This window comes from Streptomyces sp. NPDC101219 (assembly GCF_044767675.1).
Lineage (GTDB): Bacteria > Actinomycetota > Actinomycetes > Streptomycetales > Streptomycetaceae > Streptomyces.
In genome coordinates this window covers 266,190-289,206 of sequence record NZ_JBIWOK010000004.1, presented here as the reverse complement: position 1 = coordinate 289,206, position 23,017 = coordinate 266,190, and the positions used below count along the sequence as shown (strand labels likewise).

Below are 23,017 nucleotides of genomic sequence, written 5' to 3'. Positions count from 1 at the left end.
TATGAAGACCGGGTGCACGGCGCCGGTGATCCCGGTCTCGCGCATGAGGCGTTCGACGGTGCAGCGGGCTACCTCGTGGCCCTGACGGTTCAGTTCCCGCCAGATCCTCCTGGCCCTCACCGGGGTCTGAAACGAGCGGTGCAACCAGGGCGGTTGGGGGGACTGACGGGCTGCGGAGAGGCGGCCGTCGAAGGTGATGTCGAAGGCGTTCAGGGCGGTCTTCCAGGGCATGGTCCAGCGGGCCTGGTCCTTGCCGGTGGGGTCCAGGCTCACTGAACTGCTCCGGGTTCGATAGACATGGCCGCCCCGGGCCCCGCGACGACTCGACCGCCCATTGGGAGACGTGACTCGATCGCTGCATAGGCCAACGTCGGCGAGGTCGTCCGCTGGGTTGACGTGACGACGAGCCGGCGGAGGTGACCGTGTTGGTGATCAACACGGACGGCGACCGGCTGCTGTCCCGCCGCGTCCAGAACGACGGGTCTGAACTGCTGGAACTCATTGGCGATGTCCTGGCGATATCCACCGACGTGCTCTGGGCGGTCGACCTCAACCACGGCGGAGACATGGACGTCTTCGGCAGCGCCGACCGCCTGGCGGGTTTCGCCGTTCTGGCTCCGCAGCCCCGTGACTCCGGCCGCGTCGGCGGCAACCTGCGCAGACCCCGCCGCTACCATCGCGGACTGTTGTGGGCCATGTACCTCTCGGCGATGGCCGGCCTGCCCGGCCTCCAAGACGTACTACCGGCGCAAGCGGAGCGAGGGGAGGGGACACAAGCAGGCCCTGCTCGCGCTCGCACGCCGTCGCCTCAACGTCCTGTGGGCCATGATCCGTGACGGTCAGTGCCATCAAAGTTCACCTCCCGTCACGGTTGCGGCTTGACAACACGATGGGGATGTCCTTCCCGCGCGTTCGAGCTCGGCGTGCACCGTGAGTAGATCGCCGGCACGTACCGGGGCCAGGAACGCCATCCCGTCGACAGAGGCGGTCACCGGGGGCCCGTGGGCGTGTCGTCCGGCGGCAGCCGCAGCTGCGTCGTCGATCAGCTTCATCACCACTCCGCCGTGGATGGTGCCGTACAGGTTGGTGTCGTGTTCGCTCATGATGTGCGCGAGCGTCACCCGTGATGCGGCCGGGTGCTTCGTGTCGGTGGGCAGGGTGGCATGTCGGTCGGCCACGTCAACTCTCCTTCGCGAGTCGGGACAAGGGCGGAACCGCATGCGAGTACGGGTGCGCGGGCAGGTGGCAGGTCTTCGGACTCGCGGGCACGTCTCGTCGTACGAGGCTCCTGCCGGCCGTCGCTTCCCAGGCCCGGTACGTCGGACCCAGTGCGTATGACGGCGGTCGTTTCCGCTCACCGCTGCGGGGCAGTCCCGGTGTCCCACCGGGTTCCCTCTCACGACGCCCTGCCGTGGGGGCCCCATGCCTTCAGGGCTATGGGGGAGGGCGGGGCGAACCAGCTGCGCGCGCGATCCTACGGGCCGCGTCTCGTCGTTCGGGGCCTGGGGCCGCCCTCAGTTCGCTGCCACCGTGCCCAGGAAGCGGATGTGCGGCCGGTCGCCCGGGCCGGAGCGGGTGACCTCGGTGCGTACGCCGTACACGTCGGCGATCAAGGGCTCGGTCAATGTGTCGCCCGGGGTTCCGGCAGCGACCACCCGGCCGCCCCTGAGGACGACGACCTGGTCGCAGTACATGGCCGCCAGGTTCAGGTCGTGCAGGGCGACGACGCTGGTGACGGGGAGTTCGACGATCAGCTTCAACAAGTCGAGCTGGTGCTGGATGTCGAGGTGGTTGGTGGGTTCGTCCAGGAGCAACTCGCGCGGTTCCTGGGCCAGGGCGCGGGCGATCTGCACGCGCTGGCGCTCGCCGCCGGAGAGCGTGTGCCAGGGCTGGTCCGCGCGGCCGGTGAGGCCGGTGCGCTCAAGGGCGCTGCGCACGGCTTCCTCGTCGGCCGCGGTGGCGGGGGTCCAAGCGCGTCGGTGCGGGATGCGGCCGAGGCGTACGACGTCGAGAACGGTCAGCTCGACGAGGGTGTCGGAGTGCTGCTCGACGACGGCAACGCGCCTGGCCACGGCGCGGCGGCCCCAGTCGCCGAGGGGACGCCCGTCGAGGGTGACGATGCCGGAGGCGGGGGCGAGGACGCCGGACAGCAGCCGCAGCAGCGTCGACTTGCCGGAGCCGTTGGGGCCGAGCACCCCGGTCACGGAGCCGGGCCGGGGGGTGAGGCTCACACCGTCGACGATCAGCCGCCCGTCGAGGGTGCGGCTCACGCGGTCGGCAGCGAGGGTGTGCGGCCCGGCGGGTGCCTGTCCACGGCCGGGCGGCCGGGTACCGGCGTCCCGCCGCTCGGTGCCGGTCGTCATCGCATCCTCCTCGTGCGGTACAGGACCAGGACGAACGCCGGAACACCGACGAGTGAGGTGACCACGCCCACCGGCACCTCCTGGGGGTCGAGGACGGTACGGGCCAGGGTGTCGGCCCAGACCAGGAACACCGCCCCGGCGAGCGCGGTGACCGGCAGCAGCCTGGCGTGCCCCGGGCCGACGAGGGCGCGGGCGGCGTGCGGCAGGACCAGGCCGACGAAGCCGATCGCCCCCGCCGAGCTGACCAGCGCGGCGGTCAGCAGCGCGGTCACGCACAGCAGCACCAACCGGGTCCGGGCGACGGACACCCCGAGCGTGGCCGCGGCGTTCTGGCCGAAGGCGAAGGCGTCCAGGGTGCGTGCGTAGCCGAGGCACAGCACGAGGGCGAGCGCCAGGACGGCCGCGCAGAGCCCCACTTCGGTCCAGCCGGCCCCGCTGAGCGAGCCGAGCATCCAGAACAGCACGCCCCGGGTGGTCTCCGCGTCGGCCGCCGTCGTCACGACGAACGAGGTCAAGGCGGAGAACAACTGCATCGCGGCCACCCCGGACAGGACCACCCGGTCGGTCGTCCCGCCGAGGGTGTGGCTGAGGAGCAGCACCAGAGCGAACGAGCTCAGGGCGCCCACGAAGGCGCCGCCGGAGACGGTCAGGACGCCGCCGCCGGCGCCGAGGACGATCACGGCGACGGCGCCGGTCGACGCACCGGAGGAGACGCCCAGGACGAAGGGATCGGCGAGGGGGTTGCGCAGCAGGGACTGCATCACCGCGCCGCACACGGCGAGTCCGGCCCCGCACACCGCGGCGAGCAGGGTGCGAGGCAGCCGCAGGTTCCACACGATGCCCTCGCGGATCGGCGTGAGATCCGTCGAACCCCAGCCCAGGTGGGAGGCGATCACCGACCACACGTCGCCCACCGCGATGTCCGCCGGACCGATGGTGATGGCCACGGCGACGGACGCGGTGAGCACCGCCAGCCCGGCGCCCAGGCCGGCGACGACGCGCACCACCCGGACGGCACCCCGCATGGGGCGGACCGGGGAGGACCGCAGGGCGGTTCTCATCCGGCGAGCCCGTACTCGCGCAGCGCCGCGGCGACCTTCTCCACGCCCTCGACGGTACGGATCGTCGGGTTCATGGCCTGCCCGCTGAGCACGACGTACCGCTTCTCCTTCACCGCCTTCATGTTCTTCGTCGCCGGGTTCGACTGCAGGAACGCGATCTTCTTCGCGGCCGACTCGGCGGTCTGCGACTTGCGCGTGAGGTCGCCGATGACGAGCACGTCGGGATCGCGGTCGGCGACGGTCTCCCAGTTGATCTGGGGCCACTCCTGCGTGCTGTCGTCGAAGACGTTCTGCGCGCCGAGCGCGTGGGTGATGATGCCGGGCGCGCCGCAGCAGCCCGCCATGTAGGGGGACTCCTGGTTCGCGAACCAGTACAGGACGGTGGTGTCCTCGGCGCGGATCCCCGCCGTGGCCTTCGTCACCCGGCTCTTCAGCCGGGCGACGAGCTTCTCGCCCCGCTCGTCCACGCCGAAGACCCGGGCCAGTTCCCGTACTTCGCGGTAGACCGTCTCCATGGTCAGGGGCTTGGTCCGTGAGCCGTCGCCGTCGCCGCTGTTGTCCTTGCCCTCGCAGTCGGCGGGTGACAGGTACGTCGGTACGCCGAGCTCCTCGAACTTCTCGCGGGAGGCCACCCCGCCCTTGCTCAGGGTGGAGGTGAAGGAGGAGGCGACGAAGTCCGGTTCGGTGTCCAGGACTCGCTCGAACGACGGCTGGTTGTCGGCGAGCCGGGGCACCTTGGCGTTGGCCTTCTCCAGTCCCTTCATGACCGGGTCGGTCCAGGTGGCGGTTCCCACCACGCGGTCGGCGAGGCCGAGGGAGAGCAGGATCTCGGTGGTGCCCTGGTTCAGGGACACAGCCCTCTTCGGCGGAGCCTCGACCGTCACCTTCTGCCCGCAGTTGTCGAACGTGACGGCTCCTGCATCCGAGCCGCCGGACTTCGGGGACGAGCCGGAGTCGGAGCCGGAACCGCACGCGGTGAGCAGCAGGGCCCCGGTCAGGAGCAGGACGGAACAATGGGCGGGACGTGACAAGTGCACGGTTGCGGCTTCCTAGGCGTCGGGACCCATACGCGGGGTCCGTGCGGACGATCGGGTGCCAGCAGGTCTTCGGACTCGGGATCACCCCGGCGGGACGCCTTCCCGGACCCGGCCGTAACCGTCGTCCAGTGGCTTCGCTGCCCCGCCCGTCACCCTCACCGCTGCGCGTCAGTTCCGGACTCTCACCGGATTCCCTGACCCGTGCACGTGTACGGACACGCCCACGAGTTCGACTGGCGTCCGGAAGCTACCACAGCCTTACCCATGTGGTCCGACCTGCCCGTCTGCGGTGCCCGCCGGGCCGAGGCGCGCTCCCCTCAGGTGGCCGCCGCTCCCAGTGGCTTCTCCGGCGCTGGTTCGGCCATGCGAGTCCCCAGGCGTCGGCCGAAGGGGACAAAGGCCACCGCGGCGCGGGCCAGGTCTGCCGGACCCCCGACCGCAGCGGTTGTATGACGTCCTGCTCGTGACCGTCTTCTCGACCAGCACCGTCCGGCGCCCATGGCGCCGCAATTCCCGAGCCCCGCCATCGCGGGCCGAACGCGCCGCGGCCCGTCCGGGAAGCCAAGTCCGCTGCCGTCGCGGATCCTTCGCCCCGCCCGGGAACCGTCCGTCTCTCCCGTCCGACTGCTGTGAGGAGGCAGGGAGGTGGCATGGAAGGGCTGGATGTCCGGATGTCGGGCGTCGTGTGCCGGCACGGCCGGGTCGAGGCCGTGCGCGACGTCGATCTCGACGTCGTGCGCGGGCAACGGGTGGCGCTGACCGGTACCAACGGGTCGGGCAAGACCACGTTGCTGCGTGCTGTTCTGGGGCTGCACCGGCATGTCGCGGGCCGGATCCTGGTGGGTGGCCGGGACACCGGGAGTGCTGCCGAGTGGGCGTGGCGGCGACGGGCGTGCGCGTGGATCCCGCAGAAGCCGGCGACCGGACGTTTTCCCTTGCTGGCAAGCGAGTTGCTGGCCAGCGGCGGTGCGCGTGCCGAGGCGGCGGAGGCGGCCGGCAAGCTCGGGGTCGGGCATCTCGCCGACCGGCCGTTGCACACATTGTCCGGTGGTCAGCTTCAGCGTATGTACCTGGCGCGGGCGGTCGGCTGTGTGGCGGCCGGGGCGGGCGTCCTGCTCGCCGACGAGCCGACCGCCGCCCTCGACTTCTCCGGTCAGGAGGAGGCGGCCGACGTCCTGCTCTCCCTGCCGGTGACCGTCGTGGTCGTCACCCACGACCGGGCTCTGGCCGAGCGCTGCGACCGGGTGCTGGAGATGGCCGCGGGACGTCTGCGGGAGGTCCGGTGAGCGTCCTGGCCGCGGCCGACGTCGGTCAGCTCCTGCAGCTCGTGCCCGTTCAACGGGCGGGTGTCGCCCTGCTGGTGGCCGCGGTCGGACTGCCGGTGATCGGTGTCGTCATCGTCGGCCTCGACATCATGCCGGTGCGGTTCGCGATGATGCATGTCGCACTCCTGGGCATCGCCGTTGCTCTGCTGACCGGGCTCGATCCCATGCTGTGTGCGCTGGTGGCCTGCGCGCTCGCCGGCGCCGGAGTCGCTCCGCTGGCCCGTACCCCGGACGGTCTGTCAGGTGCCATGGGTCTGCTGATGAGTCTGGCGATCGCCGCCGCCCTGCTCGTGCTGGCCGTCTCCGGCGTCAACGCGGCGGGCGCCTTCTCCCTGCTCTGGGGGTCCATCCTCTCGGTCGGTACCGCCGACCTGTGGCTGCTCGTCGTGCTGGCCGTCGTCGTACCGGCTCTTTTCTGGTGGCGTCGCAGAGACATCGCGCTCCTCCTCTACGACCGTGAACTCGCCCTGTCCTCGGGCGTGCGGGTCGACCGGCTCACCCTCGTGCTGCTGGTCCTGGTCGCGGTGTCCGTCGCCGGGGCCATCAAACTCACCGGCGCCCTCCTCGTCGACGCGCTGACGCTTCTTCCGGCCCTCGCCGCCCGGCGGCTGGGCCGCTCCCTGCTGTCCATCACCGTGTGGGCGGTCGGCATCGGTGTGGTCGTGAACCTGACCGGGTTCCTGGTCGCACTCCGGTTCGACTGGCCGCCCGGTCCCGTCCTCGTCCTCACGGCCGGCGTGGTCGTCCTCGCCGTCCATCTCGTACCCGAACGGAGAATCAGCTCATGGCGCGCACCCGCGTCCGCATCACTCCCCTCCTCGCACTGAGCTTCAGCGCGGTCCTCCTGCTGACGGCCACCGGCTGCGGTGGGGAAAGCGACACGTCGTCCTCCTCGTCCGACGCGGACGCGGACGCGGCGGGGAAGGGCACCGGCCCGGTCGTGGTCGCCACGACCAGTTGGGAAGGGGCGTTCGCCAAGGCCGCCGGTGCCGAGGACGTCACGGTCATCGTGCCGGAGTCGGTGCAGCACGCCCCCGACTACGACCCGAAACCCTCCGATCTCGCGGCCGTGGCGGACGCCGACTTCGTGCTGTACGCCCCCTTCGAGCCGTACGCCGAGAAGTTCAAGGAGGCCGCCGGAGGAGACGCCGAACTGGTCGAGGTCAACCTCGACAACGACGCGGACAAGGCCAAGGCCGAGATGACCCGGCTGGGCAAGATGTTCGGCACCGAGGACACCGCCGCCGGGTGGATCACCTCGTTCGACACCGAGTACGGCAAGCTGCAGAAGGACCTCAAGAGCGCCTGGCCGGACGGCAAGGCGCCCACCGTCGTCGCCCAGGTCTACTCCGCCTGGTCGGCGAAGCTGGCCGGGGCCGAGGTGGTCGGCATGTACGGACCCGAGGCCGTGACGGCCGAGCAGTTGTCCGACCTGTCCAAGAAGAAGCCGCAACTGGTGCTCGACAACGTGCACATGACGGCCGGCACCGTGCTGCCCGACTCGGGCGCGCGCCAGGTGGGAATCGTCAACTACCCGGACAAGGACCTGGATCTGCTGACCGTCTACAAGAACGCGGCGACGACGCTGGAGAAGGCGATGAACGCCTCCTGATCCGAGGCACCGGACGACAAGGGCCGCTCGGGGAACACTCCGAGCGGCCCTTGTCGTCCGGCGGGTCAGCCGGCCGAAGCCAAGGGCTGCTGCTGTCGCTCCGCCTGGGGCGTGCACCGTTCCCGCAGTACCGCCCGGTCCGGCTTGCCGGCCGGCGTCAGGGGCAGCTCACTCAGCACCAGCAGGCGCTCAGGGTGTTTGCGTCGTTCCAGACCTCGCGTGTCCAGGTGGGCGCACAGTTCCTCCAGCGTGGGCGCCGCCTCGTCCCTGGGCACGACGCAGGCCGCAAGCCGCTCGCCCATCAGCGGGTCGGGCACGCCGACGCAGACCACGTCCCGGACCGCCGGGTGCGCGGCCAGTTCGACCTCGACCTCGGCGGGGCTGATGTTCGCACCACCCCGGATCACCACGTCCTTCAGCCGTCCGACGACCCGGAGCGTGCCGTCGTCGTCGATGAGACCGAGGTCCCCGGTGCGCACCCAGCCGTCCTCGGTGCGGTAGCGGGTGTCGAGGTCGGGGGCGGCGACGTAGCACAGCGGTGTCATCGGGCCACGGGCGACGATCTCACCGACCGTGCCCCCGCTGACCTCCCGCAGCTCACGGGTGCCGGGGACGGCGATCCGTATGTCGGCGACCCGGGGGTCGGGTTGTCCCGCGGCGATGCCGGGCCGTCCGTCGCCGTCGGGGGAGCCGTGCGTCAGCCCGGTGTGGCAGTTGACGCCGTCGGCGGAGCCGTAGAGGTTGACGACCGGGCAGCCGAAGGCCAGGCGGGCCTCGGTCGCGGTGGCCTCGTCCAGTGGTGAGCCGCCGACGACCACGGCCGTCGGTGGAGTGAACGTCCCGTGCCCGCCCTCCGCGATCCGGTCGAGCATCATGCGGATCATGGTCGGTACACCCAGGACATGGGTCGGTTCGTGTCCGGCGAGTGCCTCCAGGGCGGCCTCGGGGGTGAAGTGGTCGAGCAGGACCAGGGTTCCGCCGTGCCGGGCGAGGGTGACCGGGGTGCCGTTGCTGCCGAAGGCGGAGGCCAGCGGCACCAGGAAGAGGCAGCGCGGTGGGCGCCCGTCGGGGATGAGGGAGCCGAGGAAGTTGCCCCGGCCGCCGGCCAGGGCGTTGTGCGAGTAGGCCACCATCTTCGGCTCGGACTCCGACCCGGAGGACACGAGGATGCGGGCGGCGGTGTCGGGATCGGGGCGGGCCGGCACGAACGTCTTCGGGTCGGTGCGCATCAGGGCCGACAGCGGGACGGCTCCCTGCGGTGCGGTGCCCGCCGGCCCGGCGGAGACGACCGTACGCAGGGCGGGCAGTTCATCCGTCAGCGCCAGCAGGTCGGCCGCATGGTGGTTGCCCCGGTGCTCGGCTGCCGCGATCACCGCGACCGCCTCCGATCTGCGCAGCAGCGAGGCCGCCTCGCGCCGTCCGCGCCCGACCGGGAAGGGCAGCACGACGGCGCCCAGGGCGGCGAGCGCGAGGTCCGCGATGACGGCGTCGCGGCCGTTGGGCAGTTGGACGCCGACGACGTCACCGGTGTGTATCCCGAGGCCGGAGAGCCCGGCGGCCAGACATCGGGCCTTGCGGTCCAGAGCGGTGTAACAGAGTTTCCCCTTGCCGTCGAGGACCGCCGTACGGTGCGGGTCGGCGATCTGACGGGCACGGTAGAGGCTGTAGAGATCCAGGTCGGGGCAGGTCCCCTCCACGGCCCAGGTACGGCGCAGCGTGGCGGGCAGCAGGTCGTGCAGGGCGACGGTCATGCGAACCTCCAGGGGGCGGGAACGGCGGGGGAGCCGTGCGCGTCGCGGCTGATCGGGCCGGAGGAGAGCAGGCCGGCGAGGTCGGTGACGACCGGGACGGCGGCCGTGCCGCTTTCATGCAGCCGCTCCAGCGCCTGTGCCGCGGACAGGTGACGCACGTCGTACGGGCGCGCCGCGTGGTCGGGCAGCGCGATCCAGCCGTCGGCCGTGGGCACGGGCCGGCGGAATCCAGCCGGCCGGCGCGGGTCGAGGCCCCGGGCCGCACGGGTCCGGGCCGGCGCGGTCAGTACGTCGGCCGCCCCGAGCAGGGACGAGTCCACCCGCACACCGGCTCCCGTGCGCTGGCGCAGCAGCAGCCCCGCGAGGACGGCCTCGGCCCCGAGGAGCCCCCCGAGTACGTCGAGCAGTGTCATCAGGGACGGCACGGGCGGCTCGTCGGTGGGTCGCACCGCCTCCCCCACTCCGGTGCGGGCCTGCACCATGAAGTCGGTGCCCATCGGCGCTCCGGGCAGCCGGTCGGCCCAGCCGCTGGTGTACGCGTAGACGAGCGCGGGGTTGGCGGCGGACAGGTCTTCGTGGTCCAGGCCGAGCGCGGCGGCCTTGCCGGGCGCCCAGTTGTGCAGGAACACGTCGGCGTCCGCCGCCATCGCGCGCAGCCGCTTGCGGTCCGCGGCGGACTTGATGTCCACCTCGACGGCCTTCTTGCCCCGGTTGAGGGCGAGCCAGCGGGCCGAGACCCCCGAGCAGGTCGGCGGCATGCCGCGCAGCGGGTCACCGCCCGGCGGTTCGATCCGCACCACTTCGGCGCCGAGCAGTCCCAGCAGATGCGCGGTGAGCGGCGCCTGGATCCGGCGCCCGGCCTCCAGGACGGTCTGCCCGGCCAGCGGGGCGTCGACGGGCGGTGGTGCACCGGATCCGGAGTACGACGCCTCGTGCGCCGTCAGCTTCCAGGGCGGAGCCCCGTCGTACTCGACGGCCCGTTCGGTGAGCGGGTGCAGGGCGCACACCTCGGCTCCGGAGGACCGGGCCGCTTCCCGGACGCGCTCCCAGCCGTGGCCGCGGGTCGCGGCGTGCAGCTCCTGCGGAAAGGGCGCGCAGGCCGTGGCGTACCGGAACTGGAAGGGCCGCCAGCCGTGCCGTACCGCGTCCGCCGGTGCGCCGAGGGTGCGCCAGAAAGCGGCCCACGCGCCCGGATCGAGCGTCTCCAGCTCGAAGACGACCCCGTCGGCGGAGGTGAACGGCGGGCCGCCCGGTGCGGTCTCCGCGGCCTCGGCCTCCTCCGCCCCGGCCGCGGCGAGGTACTGCGAGACGGCGAGCAGCCCGGCCCGCTCGACGCTCACCTCGGTACTCGTCACTCGTGAGCCGCGCGCCTGGGCGAGGAGCCCGGCCAGCAGGCCCTGCACGGTCAGGACACCGGCTGCGGTGGCGGCGTAGTCGGCGGCGAGCCCGCGAGGCGACCCGTCCCGGCGGCCGTGCACGGCCATGATGCCCGTCGCCGCCTGCGCGGTCGCCTCGTCGACGGCCAGGTCGCCCCACGTCACGTGGGCGGTGATGCCGCCGCCCTCCGGTCCGACGAGTGTCGTGCGTTCGCCGGAGCGCCCGGTCTCCTCCGCGCCGAGCAGCCGCAGGTGCTCCGCGACGAGTCCGTCCGCCGGTCCCGGTGGGCCCGAGGCTTCCAGACGCAGTCCGTCGAGGGGCCGGGACGTCTGCGCGATGGCCGGTGTGGCTGGTGGTGCCATGCCTCTCCTTTCCTGACGCGCGGGAACCCGGGGGCGATCACCCCCGACCGGTTCCACGAACAGACAGTCGGACCGGCGAGAGCCGGAGTTCCCTGAAAGGTGGGGGAGACGTGCTGGACGAGACGCTCGGTGACCCGCAGTGCCCGCCGGAGGTACGGGAGTTGAAGGACCGGGTGGCGGACTTCGTCCGCGCCCGGGTCGTGCCCTGCGAACGGGTCCTGGACAGCGGTGGCCCGGACGCGGCCCGGACGCTGCACCGGCTGCGCCGGGAGGCGAAGGAACAGGGCCTGTGGGCACTGCCCCTTCCGGTCGAACTGGGCGGTCAGGGGCTCGGACTGCGCTCGTACGCCCATGTCGCGGAGGCGGAGGGCGCCAGCGACCACGGACCGGCGGCCCTCGGCTCGGCTTCCCTGCTGGACGCGCTCATGCTGGCGCGACACGGCAGCCCGCGCGTACGCGAGCGCTACCTCGCGCCGCTGGTCGCGGGGGAGTTGCGGGCCAGTTATGCGATGACCGAGCCGGACGCCCCCGGCACCGACCCGTTCCTCACCGCCACCCGCGCCGCCGAGACCGAGGACGGCTGGCGGCTGACGGGAGGCAAGTGGTTCGTCAGCGGAGGCGACGCCGCGGACCTCGTCACCGTCCTCGCGCGCACGGACGGGCGGCCCCCGGAGCGGGACGGTCTGTCCCTGCTGTTGGTCCCGACCGCCGCTCCCGGCTTCCGGGTGGTGCGCGAGCTGCCCGTGCTCGGCGCCGCCGGGCAGGCGGAGATCGCACTCGACGGGGTCGCGGTGGACGCCGACCACCTGATCGGCGAACGCGGCAAGGCCCTCGCCGTCGCCGCCGAACGGCTCCAGCTCGGCCGGACCCTGCGCTGCCTGCGCTGGCTCGGCCAGGCCGGCCGAGCCTTCGACCTCATGCGGGAACGTGCCGTCACCCGCTCCCGCTCCCGCGGCCCGCTCGGCGACCTGCAACTCGTCCAGCGCCACGTCTTCGAGTCACTGCTCGCCCTGCGGACGACCCGGCCGTTGGTCCACCAGGCCGTGTCCCGGCTGGACGCGGGCGCCGACGCCCATGTGGAAGTGGGGCTGGCCAAGGTCGCCGCGGCCCGCACGCTCCAACAGGTGGCCGACGCGGCGATACAGGTACACGGCGCGGCGGGACTCGGCCCGGACACCGCACTCCCCGCGCTGTTCCGTACAGGGCGCGCGGCCCGCGTCCTCGACGGCCCCGACGAACTGCACATCACCTCCGTGGCGCGACGAGTGCTGCGTACGGAGCGGCTCTAGCCGGTGCCACCGGCCACCTGGCCGGTGAGTTCCGCGAGGGCGTAGGCCAGGAAGAAGTCGCCCCAGATCAGCTCGTGCCGGACGGCTGTTCCGGCCGGGAGGTCGTAACAGCCGTCCAGGAGGCGCCCGTCGGCGGTCAGATGTCGGTCGACCAGCACTTCGAGGACACCGACGGCCCGGTCCCGGCGTCCCAGTCGCAGCAGAGCCAGCGCGGTGATGGCGGCGGCGGAGGTGTCGAGGGGGCCGCTGGGGTGAGCGGTGTCGGCGAGCGGCACGGGAGAGGCCGGCGCCGACGTGTCGGCGAGTGCGGCGAACGAGTCGCCGTCCGGCAGGCAGGCGCCTTCGGCCAGGGCGAGCAGCAGCCACGCCGGACCACGGCTCCAGCCCGGTGACGGGTCGGCACAGGCGGTCCAGCCGGTCGCCTCGGCGTGCAGCCACGACCAGGAGGACGGTCGGCTCCCGAGGCACAGGTCGAGGTGCCGGCGCAGATGGGAGCGGGCGGCCTCCACGTCCACCGTGGCCAGCAACGGCACCATGCCGGGGACGCCGTCCACACGGGCCGTCAGCCGCGGCCCGCCGAACGCCGAACCCCACGGCACGAGACCCAGTTCCGGATCGAAGGAGTCCCGGCAGGCACGCGCGCCCTGGTACCGGATCCGCTCCCCGTCGTCGGCGAAGACGGTGCCGTACCAGAGGATCAGGCCCCGGGTGGAGGTGTCCGCCCCGGCCCAGTCGGCCAGGCGGGCCGTGCACGCCCGTGCGGCCTCCCGGTCCGAGGGATCGCCGGTGTGCCGGGCGCGCAGCCACAGCAGCCCCGCCCAGAAGCCGCCGGTCCAGGAGCCGCGCGCCGTCGTCCTCCACGCGCCGGTGCCCGGGTCCGCGTAGAGGGGGAACCGGTCGCCGACTTCGGCGCGGGTGACGGCGACCCTGGCGAGGACGGAGTCGAGCGCCGGAGCGGCCCAGCCGGGTGCCGGGCCCGGTTTCACGCGGCCCGCCCGCCGGTCCTCGGACGGGGGAGCGTCCCCGTCCGGGCGTGCCTTCATGACAGCACGCCCGACCGGCGTTCCCGCACGGACCACAGCAACGCCACCACCCCGGCCCCCGCGAACTCGGCCGCCACGAGAAGCCACCCGCTTCCGTACCGGCCCGCCTCGGCCAGTACTCCGAACACCGGTGGGCCGACCGCGAACCCGGCGAAGAAGCCCGCGGAGACCAGCGCGGAGTCCTGGCCCGCCCGTCCCGGCTCCGCGCGCTGCAGGACGAGGACCATCGATACCGCGTTCGCCGCCACGGCGAACACCCCGACGGCCAGGGCCGCCACCCACACCAGCGGGCGAGCGGACGACGAGCCCGCCAACAGCAGGGCCGCAGCCACCGCTCCCACAGCGAGCGAGCCCGGCAGCCGGACCGCCCGGTCGGGCCGCCCCGCCACCTTCGACCAGCCCAGCCGGCCCGCGATCCCGGACACGCCCAGCACGGCCACCAGCGCCCCCGCAGCCGTGGGACCGAGCCCCAGACGCTCGGTGCCGTACAGTGACAGGTAGGTGTTGACCGAGGCGATCCCGCAGCCGAGCAGCAGCGAGAACACCATCAGCCACGCGGTCGTCCCGCGCGGTACCCAGACGGCCGGCGTGGACTTCGCGGGCGGGTCGGCGGGCAGCGTACGTGCCGCCCACACGGCGGCCACCGCCGCGGCGCCCGCGGCGGTCCAGACGGCGCCCCGCCATCCGGTGAGACCGGCCAGCGCCGCGAGCGGCAGTCCGGCCGTGAACGCCCCCAGCTGTACCCCCGACTGCTTCGTGCCGGTCACCGAGCCGCGCCGGGCAGGTGGTACGGCGGCGAGGATCGCCTTGTTCGTGGCGGGGTTGGCCAGCGCCTGCGGCAGTCCGCCGAGCGCGACGGCGGCCAGCAGGAACCCGGAGCCCGGAGCCGTTCCGATCAGCGCCAGCGCGACCGCGGCCACGGCGAGCAGGGCCATCAGGCAGCGCCGGGGCCCCACCCGGTCCACCACCCGGCCGCCGGCCGGGGAGAGCACGGCCGCCGTGGCGAACCCGACGGTGGTCGTCAGCCCGAGCACCGTCGGTGAGACGCCGAGGTCCGCCACGAGCCGCGGGCCGAGGGCCCCGAGCAGGAACAACTGCATCATCGAGAAGGCCATGGCACACGTCAGCAGCGCGGTCAGAGCCCTTGTCGCTCCTTCCCCGGTCGCCGGCCCCGCCCCGTTCCGCCCGGCCTGTTCTGTCCGTCCCGTCGTCACAGACGCACCTCCTTGGGGAGGCAGTCGAGTGCAACTCTCCTTGGGTTCCCGCAGGTTGGCGTGACATGAATCACCGGGGGCGGGTTGAGTCGCAGGTCCGGGAACTTCTCGTACTCGCTCAAGACGGTGCGCCGGAAATGCAAGGATGAGCCGCCATGGGTGCTGGGGGAGGTCTCCGCACGACACGGGCCGCGGTGTTCGCGGCCGTCTGCGTGCTGCTCGCCGCCCTGGGGCACGTCATGATGTCGGGCGCCTCCGTGCCCTGGTGGGCCCTCGCCGTCGCGGTGGTCGCGTGCGGCGGGACTGCGTGGTGCCTGGCCGGCCGGGAACGCGGGCTCCTCCTCGTCTCCTCCGTCGTGGTGGCCGCTCAGTCGGCGCTGCACGAGTGGTTCTCCTACGCGCAGGAACTGTCGACGTCGTCGATGTCCGCGAGCGGTACGGCTCACGGCACGCCGTCCACGCATCACATGGCCTCCACGGCGCACACCGGTCACGCCATGCACTTCATGACCCATGACGGATCCGCCGTGGAGCCGACGGAGGCCATGGACCCGGCGACGGGAATCGGCCACATCATGAGTGGCGGGATGTCCCCCACGGGCATGCTCGCCGCCCACGTGCTGGCCGCGCTGCTGAGCGGCCTGTGGCTCGCGCACGGCGAACGCGCGGCCTTCCGCATCCTGCGGGCCGTCGCCGGACGGCTGGCCGCTCCGCTGCGGCTGCTCCTCGCCCTCCCGGCACCTCCGCGCCGCCCAGGCGTCGTCCTGCGCCGTGGCCGCACGGACCGCAGTCCATGCCGGCTGCTCCTGGTGTACGCGATCACTTCCCGGGGTCCGCCCGTGGGAACCGCTGTCCTCTGAGACGGCCGGTTCCCCGACACCGTCCCGGGCCTCTCACGCCCGAACGGCTTCGGGCACCAGGAGTGCGCCGCAGTACAGGCGTACTCCTGCCACCCCCTGCCCACACCGGATCCGCCGTGCGCCCCGAGCCGCCCGGTCCGGTCTCCGGATGTCCGCGTGCCGGCCCTCCGGATCCCCGAAAAGGACACCAGGTGATCAGTCCCGCTCCTCCTGCCGCATGCGACAGGACTCCGCACCCCACGAGAACACCTGAGGAACGCAAGTCGGCCGACGAGCTGATAACGGCCTGGGCGCTCACTGCCCGCGGTGGTGACCCGGAAGCCGTCGAGAAGTTCGTTCGCGCCCTCCAAAGAGACGTCCGGCACTTCGTCGGGTATCTCGGCGCAGACCCCCAAGCCGCCGACGACCTGGCTCAGGACACCTTCCTGCGGGCCCTGGGCAGCCTGCACCGTTTCGAGGGCCGCTCCTCCGCCCGCGTCTGGCTGCTGTCCATCGCCCGACGCGCGGTGATCGACAGTTACCGGCACGCGTCCGCCCGGCCGCGTCTCGCCGACACCGACGACTGGCAGGCAGCCGCCGAACGCGCCCAGGAGCGCGGTCTGCCCGGCTTCGACGACGGCATCGCTCTCGCCGAACTGCTGGATGCGCTGCCCGCCGAACGCCGTGAGGCGTTCGTCCTCACCCAACTCCTCGGCCTTCCCTACGCGGAGGCGGCCGAGTTCAGCGGCTGCCCGATCGGTACGGTCCGCTCCCGGGTCGCCCGGGCCCGTGCCGCACTGATGCAGTTACTGCACGACGCGGAACGAGCCGACCCGGTGGGAGCTCCGAACTGACCGGGCGCTCTGAGCGACTCGGTGTCGGCCGCCGAGGAGCCCCGCGACCGGGCCGTGCGGGACTCGTTCTCGGCCGCGGTCCGGTCGGGTGGCATCCCCGGTGTCGGCGTTCGTCCACCGAGTGCCAGGATGGGGCGCCATGTCCGCCGGTGGGTTTCTGCGTGTGCTGCGGGCCGCGGTGTTCGCGGCCGTCTGCGTGGTGCTCGCCGCCCTCGGCCACGTGCTGATGTCGGGGGAGGGGCTGCCCTGGTGGGTGCTCCTCTCCGGCACCTTCGCGGTCGGTGCCGTCGGCTGGGCTTTCGGGGCCCACGAGCGCCGCCGTCGTACGGTGGCCGGTCTGACGGTCGTCGTCCAGACCTGCCTGCACATCGCCTTCACGCTCGCGCAGTCCGGCAACCGGCCGGTTATGGCGACGGCCCCGGGGGACGCGCAGTCCCTTCGGCAATGGGCCGACCGCTTTCTCTGCGGTGCGGCCCCCACGCCCGAGCGGATTGCCCGGGCCTACGACATCGCCGTGGCGGCGGGGCTGCACCCCACGGATCACCTGGCCTCTCACGGTGCCCACAGCATGGCGTCGACGGGCCACGACATGACGCACCTGGCCGGCTCGTCCTCCTGGGGCATGCTGGCCGCCCACGTGCTGGCCGCCGTCCTGTGCGGACTCTGGTTGGCCCAGGGCGAAACCGCGGTCTTCAAGATGCTCCGTGCCTGCGCGGACCGCGCGTTCGTACCGCTGCGGCTGGTCCTGGCCGTGCTCTGCCCACCCTCCTCCCCCCGGCCCTCCTTCCGGCCGGCTCCGCGGCCGAGGCGGCGCCTGCGGCAGCTCCTGCTCGTCCAAGCCCTCACCACCCGGGGGCCTCCCGGGGAGACCGCTGTCGTCTGACAGCCGGATCACCGCCACCGCCTTCCACACGGCGGCGGTCTCCCGTCCGCGCTTCCCTGCGGCCGGATCTCCCCAACACCCGTGCGACCGCCGACGGCGCCCGTGCCGTGCCCGGCCCGTGCGCGCGGGACTGAAGGAAGGACCACAGGACCATGACCCCTGCCCTGCCCACCGTGACCGACGAGACGGTCACCGCCTGGGCGCTCGCCGCCGCCGGCGGCGACAGCGAAGCGGTCGACCGTTTCGTCCGGGCACTGCAACGCGACGTACGCCGCTACGTGACGTACCTCGCCGACGACGCGCAGGCGGCGGACGACCTGACCCAGGACACGTTCCTGCGCGCCCTGACGGCACTGCCCCGGTTCGAGGGGCGTTCCTCGGCGCGGACCTGGCTGCTGTCGATCGCCCGCCGGACCGTCATCGACAGCCTGCGACACGCCGCGTGCCGTCCCCGTACGGCATGGACCGACGACTGGCAGGCCGCGGCCGAACGCGCCCAGCCGACAGGGCTGCCGGGCTTCGACGAGGGCATCGCCTTGTTGGAGCTGGTCGACTCCCTGCCCGGCGACCGCCGTGAGGCGTTCGTGCTGACCCAGCTCCTCGGGCTGCCGTACGCCGAGGCCGCCGAGCTGAGCGGGTGCCCGGTCGGCACGGTGCGCTCCCGGGTGTCCCGTGCCCGGACCGCCCTGGCCGAGTGGGCGGCGGACGGGTCCGTCACCCGCCACCTGGCGGAACCCGCCGTGGCCTGACGACACGACCGGGCGCCGTTCCGGCCGTCGGTCGCCGCCCCAGGGCAGCGGCCGACGGCTGCCGGCCTTCCTGAAGCCTCTCGGGCCTCTCCAGTGACGGGCGTCACACTTGCCCTGAGGAACTGGAGAGCCTGCGGCCCCGACTCCTGTACCGGTGCGGCTCGGTCCAGTGGAGGCCGTGCGGCGTGCGACGCGATCGGGAGAGTCGACAGATGGCCCAGACACGGCAACCCGCTTCCGGTACGCCGGCCGGCCTGCTGCGCCGTGTCCTGCCCCCTCCTGCCCTGTGCGGGTTCCTCGCGCTGCTGGTGCTGGTCTTCGCCGTCTCCTACGCCGTCGGCCGGAGCGTCGGCCCCGTCGCGCCCGGGATGCACGGCCCCGGGATCACCGAGGACGGCCATGAGGGCGGCGGCACGGACGTGGAGGACGACGACATGGGCGGCATGAACCACGGGAGCGGACACTGATGGCCGGCGAGCCGGTGTCCGTGGTGGAGGTGACCGACCTCGCGGTCGGCGGCATGACCTGCGCGGCCTGCGTGAAGCGGGTGGAGAAGAAACTGGCCAGGCTGGACGGCGTCACCGCGAGCGTGAACCTGGCCACCGGACGGGCCCGCGTGCACCATCCGCCCGACGTGCTCCCGGAGCAGCTCGTCGCCACCGTCGAGCAGGCCGGATACACCGCCGCACTGCCCGAACCGCCCGAAGCGCGGCGCCGAGAAGACGGTGACGACGAGGACACGGACACGGGGCAGGAACGCCACCGGCTGACGGTCACCGTCCTGCTCGCCGTCCCCGTGCTCGTCCTGTCGATGGTGCCCGCCTGGCAGTTCCGCAACTGGCAGTGGCTGTGCTTCGTGCTCGCCGCGCCCGTCGTGGTCTGGGGCGCCTGGCCCTTCCACCAGCGGGCGGCGCGGGCACTGCGGCACTCCACCTCGACCATGGACACCCTGGTGTCGCTGGGCGTCGTGGCCTCCTTCGCCTGGTCCTCCTATGCCCTGTTCCTCGGCGGCGCCGGCGCCCCGGGCATGCGGATGCCCTTCAGCCTGGTGCCGACGGCATCGGACGGCGTCGCCCACATCTACCTGGAGGCCGCCGTCGGCGTCCCCCTGTTCGTCCTGGCGGGCCGGTACCTGGAGGCGAGGGCCCGGCGCGGCACCGGAGCGGCCCTGCGCTCACTGGCGGAACTGGCCGCCAAGGAGGTCGCCGTACGCGACGACACGGGCGAGCGCCGCATCGCGATCGAGGACCTCCGGGCGGGCCAGATCTTCGTCGTACGGCCCGGGGAACGCGTGGCCACCGACGGCACCGTCGTCGAAGGCAGTTCGGCCGTCGACCTCTCCCTGGTCACCGGGGAGAGCGAGCCGGCCGAGGTCGGTCCCGGCACGGCCGTGATCGGCGGCAGCGTGAACGTCGGCGGCCTGCTGGCGGTGCGGGCCACCGCGGTCGGCGCCGACACCCGGCTGGCCCGCATCACCCACCTGGTCACCGAGGCGCAGGCCGGCAAGGCGCGGGCACAGCGCCTCGCCGACAAGGTCGCCGGAGTCTTCGTACCGGTCGTACTCACCCTGGCCGCCACCGTCCTCGGCTTCTGGCTCGGCGCGGGCGCCGACCCGCAGGCCGCGATCACCGCCTCCGTGGCCGTCCTGGTCGTCGCCTGCCCCTGCGCCCTCGGCCTCGCCACCGCGACCGCCCTGATGGCCGCCACCGGCCGTGGTGCTCAACTGGGCGTCCTGGTCAGCGGCCCACAGGCTCTGGAAGGACTGCAGCACATCGACGCCGTGGTCCTCGACAAGACCGGCACCCTGACCTCCGGGCACATGAGCGTCGCCCGGGTCACGGCCGCCCCCGGCGGCATCGGCGAGGAACCGGCGATCAGGCTCGCGGGCGCGGTCGAACAGGGCTCCGAGCACCCGCTGGGCCAGGCCGTCACGGCCTACGCCCGACGCACCGCACCGGACGGCACGCTGCCGGACGTGACCGGCTTCACGGCACTGCCGGGACGCGGCGTGCGCGGGAACGTCGACGGCCGGCTGGTGGAGGTGCTGGCCCCGGACGACGAGCTGCCCGCCCCCTTGGACAAGGCGCTGTCCGCCGCCGAGACGGCCGCCCACACGCCCGTCGTGGTCCGCGTCGACGGTGTGACCGAGGCGCTCGTCGAGATCGGAGACGTATTGCGGCCGGGCAGCTACCGGGCCGTGGACCGGCTACGGCGTCTGGGGGTACGGCCGGTGCTGGCCACCGGAGACCGTGAGGCACCCGCCCGCGCCGTCGCCACCGCCCTGCGCATCGACGACGTACGTGCCCGCTGCGCCCCCGAGGACAAGGCCCGGCTCGTCCGCGAACTACGGGAAGGGGGCTACCGGGTCGCCGTCGTCGGCGACGGAGTCAACGACGCCGCCGCCCTGGCCGGGGCCGACCTCGGCATCGCCATGGGCACCGGCACCGACGTGGCGATCGGAGCCGCCGACGTCACCCTGGTCCGCGGAGACATCGACGCCCTCGCGGACGCCGTCCGCCTCTCCCGCAGCACGCTGGCCGCAATCCGCGTCAACCTGCTGTGGGCCTTCGGCTACAACGCCGTGACCGTCCCCCTGGCCATGGTCGGCCTGCTCAACCCGATGCTGGCCGCCGCCGCGATGTCCGTCAGCTCACTTCTCGTGGTCGGCAACAGCCTGCGGCTGCGCGCCTGGCGGCCGTCGCCGGCCCGCGGCCGTCCGTCCGCGTCGCCCGCCCGTGAGAGGAGCCTTCGATGACACCCTCCGTCTGGACGCCCACCCGGCGACGACTCGCGGACACCGCCCTGGCCGCTCTGGCACCGGTCTGCGCCTGTGTGCTGGCCCTGGGCGGTCTCGCGGTCTGGACCGCCACGGGCAACGCCGGTACCCCCGCACGCATCGGGGTCACCGACGCGCGGCTCTTCCTCCCGTCGCGGGGAGTGCCGGAGACAGCGGCATTCTTCAAGATCATTAACGCCGGTGGCGCCCAGGACCGGCTGATGGGGGTGACTTCGTCCGACGTCACCGAGGGCATCTCCCTCAGCAGCCACCGGATGACCACCGGCGGAGCCGCATACCGCTGGCCCACGGAGTCACTGTCCATCCCCGCCGGGGGCACCCTCGACATGTCTCCGCACAGCAGCGATGTGACCGTCCCGGCCGCGGCACGCTGGGCGGAGGGCGACCTGGTGCCGTTCACCCTTCACTTCGAGCACAGCGGGCGAATGGAGGTCCTGGCGGTGGTCGTCCGGCCCGGGTCCTGGTGACGCCGCCGCGCGGCGGAGCACCGTGGGGCGTACGGCGCTCCGCCACGCGCTGTCAGGCGGTGACCGCATCGGCCACCTCGTACCCGGCTTCGGTGACAGCCGCGCTGACCAGGGCGTCGCGGGCCTGGCGCATCGTCAGGTCAGTCAGCATCTGGTCAGCATGAGTCCGCACGCATTCCGGGACAGGTGTTCGGGGCGGTGCTTGGTCGGCCATGGTGCGAGAGTCTGGATCGGACGGAAGCGCAGGCGAGGAGCCTTCTTACCCGAGTGGGGTCCATGTTCTCCGGAATCTTCGAGTGCGACGCGTGCCGGTGTACAGTGAACGACGCCCCTGACCTGCAGAAAGCTGGCGGGGAGCCGTCTTCTAGGAGTCCAAAGTGCTGCGAACTTTGATGAAGTCCAAGATCCATCGCGCCACCGTCACCCAGGCCGACCTGCACTACGTGGGATCCGTGACGATCGATGCCGATCTGCTCGACGCCGCCGATCTGCTGCCCGGTGAGCTCGTGCACATCGTCGACATCACCAACGGGGCGCGGCTCGAGACGTATGTGATCGAGGGGGAGCGCGGGTCCGGTGTGGTCGGGATCAACGGGGCGGCGGCGCATCTCGTGCACCCCGGGGATCTGGTGATCATCATCAGTTACGCTCAGGTGACCGACGCCGAGGCGCGGGTACTGGAGCCGCGGGTCGTGCACGTGGACCGCGACAACCGGATCGTCGCGCTGGGTGCCGACCCGTCCGAGCCGGTCCCCGGGTCGGACCAGGAGCGCAGCCCGCAGGCCGCCACGGCCTGAGGGGCCGCGCCGCCGCAGACCGAGGCAGGAGCGTGGTGCGTCCATGAGCGACATCGAGATCCGCGACGACCGGGCGGCGGGCCGGCTGGAAGCGGTGGCGGGCGGAGACGTCGTGGGCCGGATCGAGTACTTCGTGCTCGACGAGCCCCGGCGGGCCCTCGTGCCGGTGCACACCGTCGTCGAACAGGCGCACGAGGGGAAGGGCATCGCGGGCTCCCTCGCGCGTGAGCTCTACGGCATCGCGTCCCGTGAGGGCAGCGCGGTCGCGCCCCTGTGCCCGTACGTCGCCAAGTGGGCGCAGCGCCATCCGGACGAGGCGCCGTCGGCGGATCCCGAGCTGATGGCGGCGGCGAAGAAGGGGCTCGCCGACCACCCCGAGATGTTCTGAGCCGGGTCCGGTCCCGTCCCGCCGTGCTGGCGCTGCTGCACACCTCGCCCGTGCACATCCCCGTCTTCGACGCGCTGCGCGACCGCGCGCACCCGGGGCTGGAGCTGCGGCACCTCGTCGCGGCGGACCTGCTGGAGCGGGCGCGCGCCACCGGGCCGGAGGCCGTCGCCGGTGCCGTACGGGCGCGGGTGCGCGATGCCGTGGACGGCGGGGCGCGGGCGGTGCTGTGCACCTGTTCCACCCTCGGCGCCGTCGCGGAGGCCGCGTCCGGCGAGGCCGGTGTGCCCGTGCTGCGGGTGGACCGCCCGATGGCGCGGCAGGCCGTGGCGGCCGGCCCGCGCATCGTCGTGCTCGCCGCGCTGGAGAGCACCCTGAGTCCGACGGTGCGCCTGATCGAGGAGGAGGCCCGCCGCGCGGGCCGTCCCGCGCGCGTGCGGCCGACGGTCGTGGACGGGGCCTGGGGACGGTTCGAGGCCGGTGACTCCGACGGGTACCTGAGCCGGGTCGCCGCCGCGGCCGACGGCGTGACCGGTGCCGACGTGATCGTGCTGGCCCAGGCGTCCATGGCCCCGGCGGCGGCGATGAGCCGCTCCCGCGTCCCGGTGCTGTCCAGCCCGGGGACCGGACTCGCGGCGGGGGCAGCGGCGGCGGGCGGTACGGGCGCCGTAGGTGAGATCGGGAGCCCGCGCGTGCCGCGGTCGGGTGACTGGGGAGGCGGCCGTCGGGTAGGCGGGGGATAGTCCAGAGCCGAAGTCGACCGACTGGCCGGAGGACCACCGTCATGACCGACCCGCATCCGGACCCCGTCC

At 73.0% G+C, this 23,017-nt stretch carries 21 protein-coding genes, 3 pseudogenes and 2 riboswitches; of the genes and pseudogenes, 15 read left to right on the top strand and 9 right to left on the bottom strand.

Annotated elements, in window-relative coordinates:
- Window positions 1–15: 15 nt before the first annotated feature.
- A pseudogene (locus ACIRPP_RS10005) lies at window positions 16–114 on the bottom strand (IS3 family transposase); the annotation flags it as partial.
- A gap of 443 nt (window positions 115–557) precedes the next feature.
- Between ACIRPP_RS10005 and ACIRPP_RS10000 the strand changes: the two are divergent.
- A pseudogene (locus tag ACIRPP_RS10000) lies at window positions 558–882 on the top strand (transposase); the annotation flags it as partial.
- An 11-nt stretch (window positions 883–893) separates the two neighbouring features.
- Here ACIRPP_RS10000 and ACIRPP_RS09995 read toward each other — a convergent pair.
- The 4 genes and pseudogenes from ACIRPP_RS09995 to ACIRPP_RS09980 all read right to left on the bottom strand — a co-directional run.
- Window positions 894–1,103 (bottom strand): annotated as a pseudogene (locus ACIRPP_RS09995) (acyl-CoA thioesterase); the annotation flags it as partial.
- Between the two features lie 144 nt (window positions 1,104–1,247).
- Window positions 1,248–1,397: riboswitch (cobalamin riboswitch) on the bottom strand.
- Between the two features lie 117 nt (window positions 1,398–1,514).
- Window positions 1,515–2,363 carry an ABC transporter ATP-binding protein gene (locus ACIRPP_RS09990; protein ID WP_403639662.1) on the bottom strand — a complete coding sequence of 283 codons (849 nt, stop codon included), beginning with the start codon at window positions 2,361–2,363 and terminating at the stop codon, window positions 1,515–1,517.
- The gene (locus ACIRPP_RS09985; protein ID WP_164333372.1) at window positions 2,360–3,388 is read right to left on the bottom strand and encodes an iron ABC transporter permease; all 1,029 of its coding nucleotides are present in this window, start codon (window positions 3,386–3,388) and stop codon (window positions 2,360–2,362) included. The genes ACIRPP_RS09990 and ACIRPP_RS09985 overlap by 4 nt, the downstream gene beginning before the upstream one ends.
- A gap of 32 nt (window positions 3,389–3,420) precedes the next feature.
- A complete protein-coding gene (locus tag ACIRPP_RS09980; RefSeq protein ID WP_403639659.1) occupies window positions 3,421–4,461 on the bottom strand; it encodes an ABC transporter substrate-binding protein in 1,041 nt (346 codons plus the stop codon).
- A 42-nt stretch (window positions 4,462–4,503) separates the two neighbouring features.
- A riboswitch (cobalamin riboswitch) is annotated at window positions 4,504–4,697 on the bottom strand.
- Between the two features lie 414 nt (window positions 4,698–5,111).
- On the opposite strand from ACIRPP_RS09980, the gene ACIRPP_RS09975 reads away from it, so the two are divergent.
- Genes ACIRPP_RS09975 through ACIRPP_RS09965 form a run of 3 tightly spaced genes read left to right on the top strand, consistent with a single transcriptional unit; the run spans window position 5,112 to window position 7,398 of the window.
- Window positions 5,112–5,747 carry an ATP-binding cassette domain-containing protein gene (locus ACIRPP_RS09975; RefSeq protein WP_403639656.1) on the top strand — a complete coding sequence of 212 codons (636 nt, stop codon included), beginning with the start codon at window positions 5,112–5,114 and terminating at the stop codon, window positions 5,745–5,747.
- Complete coding sequence (locus ACIRPP_RS09970; protein ID WP_384669892.1) at window positions 5,744–6,613, top strand: metal ABC transporter permease; 870 nt, start codon at window positions 5,744–5,746, stop codon at window positions 6,611–6,613. Before ACIRPP_RS09975 ends, ACIRPP_RS09970 begins: the two co-directional genes overlap by 4 nt.
- The gene (locus tag ACIRPP_RS09965) at window positions 6,571–7,398 is read left to right on the top strand and encodes a metal ABC transporter solute-binding protein, Zn/Mn family (protein WP_403639653.1); all 828 of its coding nucleotides are present in this window, start codon (window positions 6,571–6,573) and stop codon (window positions 7,396–7,398) included. The genes ACIRPP_RS09970 and ACIRPP_RS09965 overlap by 43 nt, the downstream gene beginning before the upstream one ends.
- A gap of 65 nt (window positions 7,399–7,463) precedes the next feature.
- Here ACIRPP_RS09965 and ACIRPP_RS09960 read toward each other — a convergent pair whose 3' ends face one another.
- Both ACIRPP_RS09960 and ACIRPP_RS09955 read right to left on the bottom strand, forming a co-directional pair.
- Window positions 7,464–9,149: a class I adenylate-forming enzyme family protein gene (locus ACIRPP_RS09960; protein ID WP_403639650.1), complete on the bottom strand. Its 1,686-nt coding sequence runs from the start codon at window positions 9,147–9,149 to the stop codon at window positions 7,464–7,466.
- Entirely contained in the window at window positions 9,146–10,888 is a 1,743-nt protein-coding gene (locus ACIRPP_RS09955) for a CoA transferase (protein ID WP_403639648.1), read from the bottom strand. The genes ACIRPP_RS09960 and ACIRPP_RS09955 overlap by 4 nt, the downstream gene beginning before the upstream one ends.
- 110 nt (window positions 10,889–10,998) lie before the next feature.
- Between ACIRPP_RS09955 and ACIRPP_RS09950 the strand changes: the two genes are divergently transcribed.
- Complete coding sequence (locus ACIRPP_RS09950) at window positions 10,999–12,177, top strand: acyl-CoA dehydrogenase family protein (protein WP_403639645.1); 1,179 nt, start codon at window positions 10,999–11,001, stop codon at window positions 12,175–12,177.
- Here the strand turns inward: ACIRPP_RS09950 and ACIRPP_RS09945 are convergent.
- Together ACIRPP_RS09945 and ACIRPP_RS09940 are read right to left on the bottom strand one after the other, a co-directional pair.
- Window positions 12,174–13,220, bottom strand: a complete 1,047-nt coding sequence (locus tag ACIRPP_RS09945; RefSeq protein ID WP_403639643.1) for a sugar ABC transporter permease — start codon at window positions 13,218–13,220, stop codon at window positions 12,174–12,176. The two genes, ACIRPP_RS09950 and ACIRPP_RS09945, sit on opposite strands and share 4 nt — an antisense overlap.
- A complete protein-coding gene (locus tag ACIRPP_RS09940; protein ID WP_403640092.1) occupies window positions 13,217–14,335 on the bottom strand; it encodes an MFS transporter in 1,119 nt (372 codons plus the stop codon). Before ACIRPP_RS09940 ends, ACIRPP_RS09945 begins: the two co-directional genes overlap by 4 nt.
- A 254-nt stretch (window positions 14,336–14,589) precedes the next feature.
- On the opposite strand from ACIRPP_RS09940, the gene ACIRPP_RS09935 reads away from it, so the two are divergent.
- The 10 genes from ACIRPP_RS09935 (at window position 14,590) to ACIRPP_RS09890 (ending at window position 22,948) form a co-directional block, all read left to right on the top strand.
- Entirely contained in the window at window positions 14,590–15,294 is a 705-nt protein-coding gene (locus tag ACIRPP_RS09935; RefSeq protein ID WP_403639641.1) for a hypothetical protein, read from the top strand.
- Between the two features lie 191 nt (window positions 15,295–15,485).
- Window positions 15,486–16,127 carry a sigma-70 family RNA polymerase sigma factor gene (locus ACIRPP_RS09930; protein ID WP_136238325.1) on the top strand — a complete coding sequence of 214 codons (642 nt, stop codon included), beginning with the start codon at window positions 15,486–15,488 and terminating at the stop codon, window positions 16,125–16,127.
- A 139-nt stretch (window positions 16,128–16,266) separates the two neighbouring features.
- Window positions 16,267–17,010 carry a hypothetical protein gene (locus ACIRPP_RS09925; protein WP_164443937.1) on the top strand — a complete coding sequence of 248 codons (744 nt, stop codon included), beginning with the start codon at window positions 16,267–16,269 and terminating at the stop codon, window positions 17,008–17,010.
- Window positions 17,011–17,162: 152 nt separating this feature from the next.
- Window positions 17,163–17,759, top strand: coding sequence for a sigma-70 family RNA polymerase sigma factor (locus ACIRPP_RS09920; RefSeq protein WP_037643109.1), 597 nt, complete (start codon window positions 17,163–17,165; stop codon window positions 17,757–17,759).
- 212 nt (window positions 17,760–17,971) lie between these two features.
- Window positions 17,972–18,226, top strand: a complete 255-nt coding sequence (locus ACIRPP_RS09915) for a hypothetical protein (RefSeq protein WP_403639636.1) — start codon at window positions 17,972–17,974, stop codon at window positions 18,224–18,226.
- Window positions 18,226–20,514 carry a heavy metal translocating P-type ATPase gene (locus tag ACIRPP_RS09910; protein ID WP_403639634.1) on the top strand — a complete coding sequence of 763 codons (2,289 nt, stop codon included), beginning with the start codon at window positions 18,226–18,228 and terminating at the stop codon, window positions 20,512–20,514. The genes ACIRPP_RS09915 and ACIRPP_RS09910 overlap by 1 nt, the downstream gene beginning before the upstream one ends.
- Window positions 20,511–21,023 (top strand): copper chaperone PCu(A)C, encoded by a 513-nt coding sequence (locus ACIRPP_RS09905; RefSeq protein ID WP_403639631.1) that lies wholly within the window; start codon window positions 20,511–20,513, stop codon window positions 21,021–21,023. Before ACIRPP_RS09910 ends, ACIRPP_RS09905 begins: the two co-directional genes overlap by 4 nt.
- A 377-nt stretch (window positions 21,024–21,400) precedes the next feature.
- Window positions 21,401–21,820 carry an aspartate 1-decarboxylase gene (gene panD, locus ACIRPP_RS09900; protein ID WP_164443934.1) on the top strand — a complete coding sequence of 140 codons (420 nt, stop codon included), beginning with the start codon at window positions 21,401–21,403 and terminating at the stop codon, window positions 21,818–21,820.
- 43 nt (window positions 21,821–21,863) lie between these two features.
- The gene (locus ACIRPP_RS09895) at window positions 21,864–22,208 is read left to right on the top strand and encodes a GNAT family N-acetyltransferase (protein WP_403639628.1); all 345 of its coding nucleotides are present in this window, start codon (window positions 21,864–21,866) and stop codon (window positions 22,206–22,208) included.
- Window positions 22,209–22,231: 23 nt separating this feature from the next.
- Window positions 22,232–22,948 (top strand): aspartate/glutamate racemase family protein, encoded by a 717-nt coding sequence (locus ACIRPP_RS09890; RefSeq protein ID WP_403639625.1) that lies wholly within the window; start codon window positions 22,232–22,234, stop codon window positions 22,946–22,948.
- The last annotated feature ends 69 nt before the right edge of the window (window positions 22,949–23,017 follow it).